The 7,879-nt window shown below is 60.7% G+C and carries 7 protein-coding genes; 3 read left to right on the plus strand and 4 right to left on the minus strand.

What is annotated here, in order from left to right:
- Positions 1 to 938, minus strand: a 938-nt coding sequence (locus LJE93_06990) for a beta-N-acetylhexosaminidase (protein ID MCG6948639.1), incomplete at its 3' end; no start/stop codon positions are given.
- Positions 939 to 1,038: 100 nt separating this feature from the next.
- Between LJE93_06990 and LJE93_06995 the strand changes: the two genes are divergently transcribed.
- The 3 genes from LJE93_06995 (at position 1,039) to LJE93_07005 (ending at position 5,148) form a co-directional block, all read left to right on the plus strand.
- The gene (locus LJE93_06995; protein ID MCG6948640.1) at positions 1,039 to 2,805 is read left to right on the plus strand and encodes a Na+:solute symporter; all 1,767 of its coding nucleotides are present in this window, start codon (positions 1,039 to 1,041) and stop codon (positions 2,803 to 2,805) included.
- On the plus strand, positions 2,802 to 4,196 hold the full coding sequence (locus LJE93_07000; GenBank protein MCG6948641.1) for an ROK family protein: 1,395 nt from the start codon (positions 2,802 to 2,804) through the stop codon (positions 4,194 to 4,196). Before LJE93_06995 ends, LJE93_07000 begins: the two co-directional genes overlap by 4 nt.
- A 94-nt stretch (positions 4,197 to 4,290) precedes the next feature.
- Positions 4,291 to 5,148 (plus strand): PIG-L family deacetylase, encoded by an 858-nt coding sequence (locus LJE93_07005; protein MCG6948642.1) that lies wholly within the window; start codon positions 4,291 to 4,293, stop codon positions 5,146 to 5,148.
- Positions 5,149 to 5,223: 75 nt separating this feature from the next.
- Here the strand turns inward: LJE93_07005 and LJE93_07010 are convergent, their stop codons facing one another.
- From LJE93_07010 to LJE93_07020, 3 genes are read right to left on the minus strand one after another with little or no spacing between them, the layout of a single operon-like run.
- On the minus strand, positions 5,224 to 6,108 hold the full coding sequence (locus LJE93_07010) for a hypothetical protein (GenBank protein MCG6948643.1): 885 nt from the start codon (positions 6,106 to 6,108) through the stop codon (positions 5,224 to 5,226).
- Between the two features lie 33 nt (positions 6,109 to 6,141).
- Positions 6,142 to 7,032, minus strand: coding sequence for a hypothetical protein (locus tag LJE93_07015; GenBank protein ID MCG6948644.1), 891 nt, complete (start codon positions 7,030 to 7,032; stop codon positions 6,142 to 6,144).
- A gap of 12 nt (positions 7,033 to 7,044) precedes the next feature.
- Complete coding sequence (locus LJE93_07020) at positions 7,045 to 7,602, minus strand: PadR family transcriptional regulator (GenBank protein ID MCG6948645.1); 558 nt, start codon at positions 7,600 to 7,602, stop codon at positions 7,045 to 7,047.
- Between the last annotated feature and the right edge of the window lie 277 nt (positions 7,603 to 7,879).

Below are 7,879 nucleotides of genomic sequence, written 5' to 3' on the forward strand. Positions count from 1 at the left end.
ATGAACTCGTCGTCGAAGAGTTTGGCCATCTCGGCGAAGAAAACGTCGAGAAATTCGTAGGTCGTTTCGATGATCGGATTCACGGTGGGGTCGAATATTCCCCAGCTCCGTTCGATCTCGTAGGGCCCGGGTGCACTTGCCAACTCCGGATAGGCCGTGAGCCAGGCGCTGCCGTGGCCGGGGAGATCGAATTCCGGTACCACGCGGATGCCGCGGTCGGCAGCGTAGTCGATCACGTCGCGGATCTGGGCGCGGGTGTAGTAGTTGCCGTCCGACGCCTGCTCGTGAAGGCGCGGCCAGGCGAGGCTCTCGACCCGAAATCCCTGATCATCCACCAGGTGCCAGTGGAGGACGTTGAGCTTGACTGCGGCCATCCCGTCGAGGTTGCGTTTGACCACTCCGACCGGCATGAAGTGACGGCTCGAGTCAATCATGAGACCTCGCCACGGGAAGCGCGGGGTGTCGTAGATGGAGGCCTCCGGCACCGTGACGCCCCGCTCATCGATGGTCACCAGCTGGAGGAAGGTCTCGAGACCGCGCAGGGCGCCGATGTCGGTGGCCGCCTGGAGTGCAATGCCGTCTGCGGTGATGTCGAGCCGATAGCTCTCGTCCTCGCCGACCGAAAGTTCGCCCTCCCGAACCACTGTCACGACCATCGATGCCATCGATCTCCCCTCGAGGCGAAGGAAGGTGTCGTTGTCGAAAAAAAGAGTCGTGCGGTCCGAGAGCCGACGCAGCATTCGTTGTGCGGCGTTGCGAAGGCGCTGCGTGGATCCATTGCCTTCGATTGTCACCGTGAAATCTGCCTCGATCTCGATCGCTGCGTCCCCGAGCTCGAGCTGTGCGGGCACCGGCATCAGGTTGAGCGTTGGCGGCTGGCCTCCGGCGACGGTTGTCACGAAAAACGACACGATGACGGCGAGCGATGCGCGTTTCATATGTCCCCCGGAATCTGAGTTCACGGTTGTATTCTCTCCGACCCGGACGAACGATGCTACCGATCCGCTAGAATTCCCGAGACGGAAGGGGTCCCTGAAGATGCAGCTTGCCTCGATCGATTGGGTGGTGATCGCGATCTGCCTTGCGGCCGCGTTTGCACCTGCCGTCTTCCTCGCCCGCCGGGCGAGCAGGGGGACCGATGAGTTCTTCGCCTCGGGCCGCTCCGCGCCGTGGTGGCTGATTGGTACCTCGATGGTGGCCACCACGTTTTCTACCGACACGCCGAACCTGGTCACGGACTTCGTGCGGACAAAAGGAGTGTCCCAGAACTGGGAGTGGTGGGCCTTTCTGCTGACCGGAATGATGACCGTCTTCTTCTACGCCCGCATGTGGCGACGATCGGGCGTGCTCACCGATCTCGAGTTCTACGAGCTCCGTTACTCGGGCCGATCTGCCGCCTTCGTACGAGGCTTCCGCGCGGTCTACCTCGGCCTTTTTTTCAACTGCGCCATCATGGCGTCCGTAACATTGGCGGCAGTCAAAATCGCCAATGTGATGCTCGGATGGAGTCGGCTGCAAACGGTGATCATCTGCGGCTTGATTTGCATCGTCTTCTCGGCCATGGCGGGCCTGTGGGGCGTGCTCGCGTCCGATGTGATCCAGTTCATCATCGCCATGGTCGGAGTCTTCGTAGCTGCGTACGTTGCGCTATCACAGCCTGAAGTCGGAGGGTTGGCAGGGTTGGTGGCTCAGATCGATCCGTCGACCATGCGGTTGCTGCCGGATTTCTCGAACTGGAGTCTCACCCTGTCGGTACTGATCATTCCGCTCACTATTCAATGGTGGTCGGTGTGGTACCCCGGCGCTGAACCGGGAGGCGGCAGTTACATCGCGCAACGGATGCTGGCGGCGAAGGACGAAAAAAACGCGATGGCCGCCACCCTGTGGTTCAACATCGCTCATTACGCTCTCCGGCCGTGGCCGTGGATCATCGTGGCGCTGTGCTCGATCCTCGTGTTTCCGAACCTCTCCGACATTCAGGTCGCCCTGCCGCACGTGTCCGATGACCTGATCGGCAACGACCTCGCATATCCGGCGATGCTGACCCTGTTGCCGGCGGGGCTGCTCGGTCTATTGGTCGCATCGCTGCTGTCGGCCTACGTCTCGACCATGTCGACTCACCTCAACTGGGGCTGCTCCTACCTGGTGCACGACCTCTATCGGCGTTTTATCAGGCCCGAGGCCTCAGAACGCCACCTCGTGTGGCTCTCCCGGGTCATGACTGCCCTGCTGATGATCGTGTCGGGCGCAACCGTGTTCCTACTGTCGACCGCGGGCGAAGCGTTCCACCTCCTGCTGTCGATCGGTGCCGGCACCGGCCTGATATATCTGCTCCGGTGGTTTTGGTGGCGGATCAATGCGTGGTCCGAAATTGCCGCGATGGTTTCCTCGTTCACGATCGCGTTGATTCTCTTCATCGCCCGCAAGGGCGGGCTCGAGATGTCCTCCCACGCCGCTCTCGTATGGTCGGTCGCGTTGACGACGGTCGTCTGGCTGGTGGTGACTCTGGTCACCAAGCCAACCGACATCGAAACCCTCCGTCGTTTCTACCGCAAGGTCCGGCCTGCAGGCCCGGGGTGGGCGAAGGTGGCCGGTCCGGAAGAGGCGGAGGGCCCGACCGATGATCTCTCGCTGGCGTTCCTCGGCTGGGTTCTGGGCTGCACCTTCGTCTACTCTGCGCTCTTCGGGACCGGGGCCCTACTCTACGGCCATCCGCTCCAGGGAACGGTGTGCATGGCCGTCGCACTCGGAGCCGGCATCGGCCTGGCTCGGGTTGTTCCCAGGATCTGGAGGGCGAGCGATTGAACGGATTGGTGATCGAGCCGAGGGTGCGGCCGCCCCTCGATCCGGATTTCGTGCCCGCCGAGCTCTGGAACAGGGCGTACGAAGCGTGGGCTCAAATCGACCCGGCGGGTGAGCCGTTGGTCGTCGCCGTAACGCGGCCCGACGGTACGGTCTTCCGCCATCAGATGAGGATCCTCCCGCACGGGGGGGAAAACATTCCGATCAACTTCAAGTACGTGGAGCGCATCACCAAGCTCCTCTTGTGGCTCAAGGGAGGGTCAGGGATTGTTATCGGCGGGAATCCGGTGCTGGCGAAGGCGATCTCCGGCCTCTATATGCCCGAAGGAGCACGCTCATTCGATTGTGAAATGGTCGGCAGGCGCATTTTTCTCGAACCGATGAGCGTGACCTCATGTGGTGCCGAATTCGTACCGGACGAAAAGGTCCAGGCGATTCGCCTCGGAGGGCATTTCGAAGGATGCCGCATCGGGTTCGATCTCGGCGGGAGCGATCGCAAATGTGCTGCGGTAGCAGACGGCGAGCTCGTGCATTCCGAGGAGGTCGAGTGGAGCCCCTACTTCGAGTCGGATCCCAGCTATCACTTCGACGGCATCATGGACTCGCTTCAGCGTGCCGCCGCCCACCTGCCGAGGGTGGATGCGATCGGCGGCAGCGCTGCCGGGGTCTACGTCGATAACGAGCCGCGCGTCGGATCGCTCTTCCGTGGCGTTTCGGACCAGGATTTCGAGCGTGAAATTCGTCCTATTTTCAGGAGGCTCCAATCCGAAATGGGCGACCTGCCCTTCGATGTCGTCAACGACGGCGAGGTGACGGCATTGGCCGCTTCACTGGCCTTCAATGCGACCAATATCCTCGGCATCGCTATGGGAACCAGCCTTGCCGCGGGCTACTGCGACAGAGATGGACAGATCACCGGCCAGCTCAACGAACTCGCCTTCGTGCCTGTCGACTACCGGGATGACGCGCCGGTGGACGAATGGTCGGGCGACGTCGGATGCGGCGTTCAGTATTTCTCCCAACAGGCTGTAGCGAGGTTGGCGCCTGCGGCAGGTCTCGAACATCCGGACCACATTCCGCTCGCTGAGCGGCTGGCGGACATTCAGAGTCTGATGGAAAGAGATGACGAGCGGGCGCGCAGGATCTATGAATCGATCGGTGTCTACCTGGGCTATTCGATCGCATGGTTCGCGCGCTGGTACGAGATCGACAACCTCGTGACCCTCGGCAGGGTGACCTCGGGCGCAGGTGGGGAGATCATCATCGATTCTGCCCTGGAGGTCGTGAGGTGCGAGTTCCCTGAAATTGCCGAACGCCTGACAGTGCAGACGCCAGACGAGACGTTCAAGCGACATGGACAGGCAATCGCCGCCGCCAGCCTTCCGAGCCTATGACCTGGTCCTTCGCACGAGCTGATGAACTGTGCCGCGACTCAATATATGATGGGAGACGGAATCTCGCATCGGAGATGAGGGGGCCGGTTTGGGGATGCAGCTGAAAAACCCGAACGCTGACGTCTTTGTCCCCGACGGATCGACCGTCGCGGAGGCCCTCGCAAAGACCACCCATATGGCGGTGGGCGCCCACCAGGATGACATTGAGTTCATGGCGATGCACGGCATCCTGGAGTGCTTCCGGCAGGCGGATCGCTGGTTCAGTGGCATCACCGTGACCGATGGGGCGGGCAGCCCCAGAAGCGGGCCGTATCAGGACTACTCGGATGATGAGATTCGGAATATCCGGGTGGCTGAACAGCGCAAGGCGGCGCTGGTCGGAGACTACGCCTGTCAGATTCAGCTCGGCTTTTCGAGCGCCGCCGTCAAGGATGCGGGTAACGACGAGGTGGTGACCTACCTGAGGGCGATACTCGAAGGCGCAGCGCCGGACGTGGTGTACCTCCACAATCCGGCAGACAAGCACGATACCCACGTCGCCTGTTGTCTGCGTTCCATCGACGCTCTTCGCAGCTTGCCGGAAGACAGGCGGCCCACTCGTATCTACGGGTGCGAGGTGTGGCGAGGCCTCGACTGGCTGCACGATTCGGACAAGAAGATCCTTCGGCTCGATGACCGGGCCAACATCGCCCAGGCGCTGTGCGGAGTGTACGACTCACAGATCTCCGGCGGCAAGCGTTACGACCTCGCGGTCGAGGGCAGGCACCTGGCCAACTCGAGCTTCTTCGAAAGTCATGAGGTGGACACCGCCGAGCGGCTGGCCTTCGCGATGGATCTGACCCCACTGATCGAAAATCCTTCGCGTGACGTTGCGGATTTCGCGCTCGAGCTCCTCCGCGATCTCAAGGACGACATCACCGACCGCATCGTGAGAATGAGCCGAAGAAGATAGAGTTGAGAGTTCAGATTTGAGAATTTCCACCCAGGCTCCCGGCCAATTGGGCGGGCGGGTGAAAAATCTCAACTCTCAGTTCTCGACCCTCAATCCCGAACTCTCTCTGCCTTCAATTTTCGGCTTGGGTAGCAACAACGCGACCATCACCCATGCGTGGACGAGTGAATCAATGGTGATCTCCACGCCGTGGACCAATCGTACGATCGGTGGCAGCCAGGCAGACTCGATCATTGCGACGACACCGACCATCGCCGCCAGTGCGGCGCCCAGGCTGAAGACAAGGCTTTTTCTGGAACTCGACCAGTGCGTCAGGATCGGAATGGTGACGAGGAGGAAGAGCAAGCTACGGGTCGAGACGGCGCCGAGGATGAGCAGCTGGCCAGGGACCTCAAGAGCGAACTCACCGCTCTCGTACGCATCGGCGACCAAGGGATAGGCGAAAGCCCCGAAGAAGTAGTAGATGAATGGGAAGGCCAGCCAGGCGACAGCGAAGCGCCACCACCACGACGACGCCGGTCGGTCAGAGAAGACGGTGGTCAGAACGGAACTCTCGTCCGGTGCCTTGAACAGCAGCACCGCTGCTCCCGCGATCAGGGCGCAGGGTATGAGGAAATACACAAGGTTCGCGCCAAAGCCGCTGGCAGTGGAAAAGACGGCGCCCTCGATCTGGTTGTTGATGCAGTACGAGATGTAGGTAAAGGCGAAGAGAACGAGCCAGCGGAATTCAGTCGAACCGCGGATTCCTCGGGCGAGCAGAGACACTCCCGCAGCCAGCACGAGAGCGGCGAAGTAGCTGAGGACCGGACGGTATTCCTGGCCCGGGAATTCTGGAAACTGAAATCCGACACGGTCGCAGGCCCAACCGGAGAAATTCGAGGCGACAAAGTAGACGAAGGCGACCACCGGGACCTTCCAGATGAAGTCCACGAGTTGTGATCCCAGGTGTTCAGTTTTCATTGTGCTCTTCCTTCAACAAACAAGCGCCGGTTCTCATGAATCTGCGACGGCGGGTACCGATTCGTTGACTTCGTGTCGAGCATTGGGGTCGAACAGCGCTACCAGGAGCCATGCGTAAACGAAGGCGTCACCGAGGATCTCGACGCTGTGGGTGATCCGCAGAACCGGTGGGAAGAAGGTGGTCGAGAGGAGTCCGATCAAGCCCATCATGGCGAATAATGTGATCGCCAGAGACCAGAACAGGCTGCGTCGCGATCGAGACCAGGAGACGATGATCGGAATCGTGACAGCAAGGTAGAGAGCGCTGCGAACCAATGCGACCGGGATGATGGTGGCGAATCCGGGCAGCGTCAGGCCGAAGTTCTGTGATTGATAGACGGGCACCACTATGGGTGCGGCGAGCATTCCGAAGAAAAGATAGATGACGGGGAAGGCGAGCCACGCGACGGCAACCCGCCAGAACCATTTCGAAAGTGGTTGGCTGGTGATCGCATTCTCGAGCACCGTTTCCATCCACTCGGGCTCGAATAGGCTGACGGCCGCCGCGGCGCCGAGCGCACAGGGCAGGATGAGGAACAGAAGCATCGTCACCGTGCCGCCATAGGTGGTGAATATGGCCGCCTCGATCTGATTGTTGAGGCCGAAAGCGACATAGGAGAAGGTCGCCAGCATGAACCAGCGCGCGACGTACGAGCCGCCGACACCGCGCGCGAGCAACGCCATGCAGAAAGCCATCAGGACCGCACCGACGAGGCTGAGAACGAATTCGTTTGACTGGTTGAAGGACTCCGGGAATGACGGCCACCGCAAATTGGTGGCTGTTATGACGGCACCGCTGATCATGACGCCGATGAAGTATGCGAGGGCAATCGCGGGAATCTTCCACAACCAGCCGACGACGGGGTGAAGGTTTTCTTTTTCCATCTGAGGACCTCCTCATTCCTTCTCGAGCTGTTCGAGCTCGCCAATGGCCTGTTCGGCCCAGATAACATTGCCGCGGGAGCCCTGGATGCCATGTTCGAGGGCAAGCCGCCCGCAGGGAGAAAGCTGTTCGCGCAGTTGGTCCCTGAGCCCTTCGAGGTGCTCAGCGTAGGCTTCTGACTCGGCACGAAACTCTCCGAGGAACCGCAGCGCCTGGCCGTATCCGATGCGTTCGATGAACGCGAAACGCAACATGATCAAGTCGAAGTGCCAGATCAGATCGTCATGCGTGACGGGTTTTTCGAGCTCGGCCCTGAGGACCGCGTCCCCCTCATCGGTGATCGAATAGACGAGTCGGGGGCGCAACGAATCCGTCTTGTCCGGTTCTCCGCGAATCCAGCCCTTCTTTTCGAGGCTCTTGAGGGCCGGGTAGATGGCGCCCGGGCTGCTGCTGAAGTTGCCCATCGGTGTTGTTTCGAAGATCTTTTTCAGGTCGTAGCCGGACTGGGGATGCATGGCGATCAGGCCGAGAATCGCGAGTCGCAGGGGCGTGAGAGAGATGTCTTCATTCATAATACGATTAGATATAATACTAATCGTATTATTTGTCAACCCCCCTTCAGAACTGGATTGTGATCCTTGCCGTGGGGGTCTTCGAGAGGGAGGGTGGACGGCTTAGGATCACTCAGTTCTGAAGGGGGGTCACGACGCCCGTTTCGGCGAAGCGCAGAGCGCTGAGCCGGGAGGGCGTCAGTAACCCGGTTCAAAACAAGAGGGCCGGGTGTTGACCACCCGATTTTGGCCGGGGGGTCACGACGCCCGTTTCGGCGAAGCGCAGAGCGCTGAGCCG

The organism is Acidobacteriota bacterium (genome assembly GCA_022340665.1).
GTDB lineage: Bacteria > Acidobacteriota > Thermoanaerobaculia > Thermoanaerobaculales > Sulfomarinibacteraceae > Sulfomarinibacter.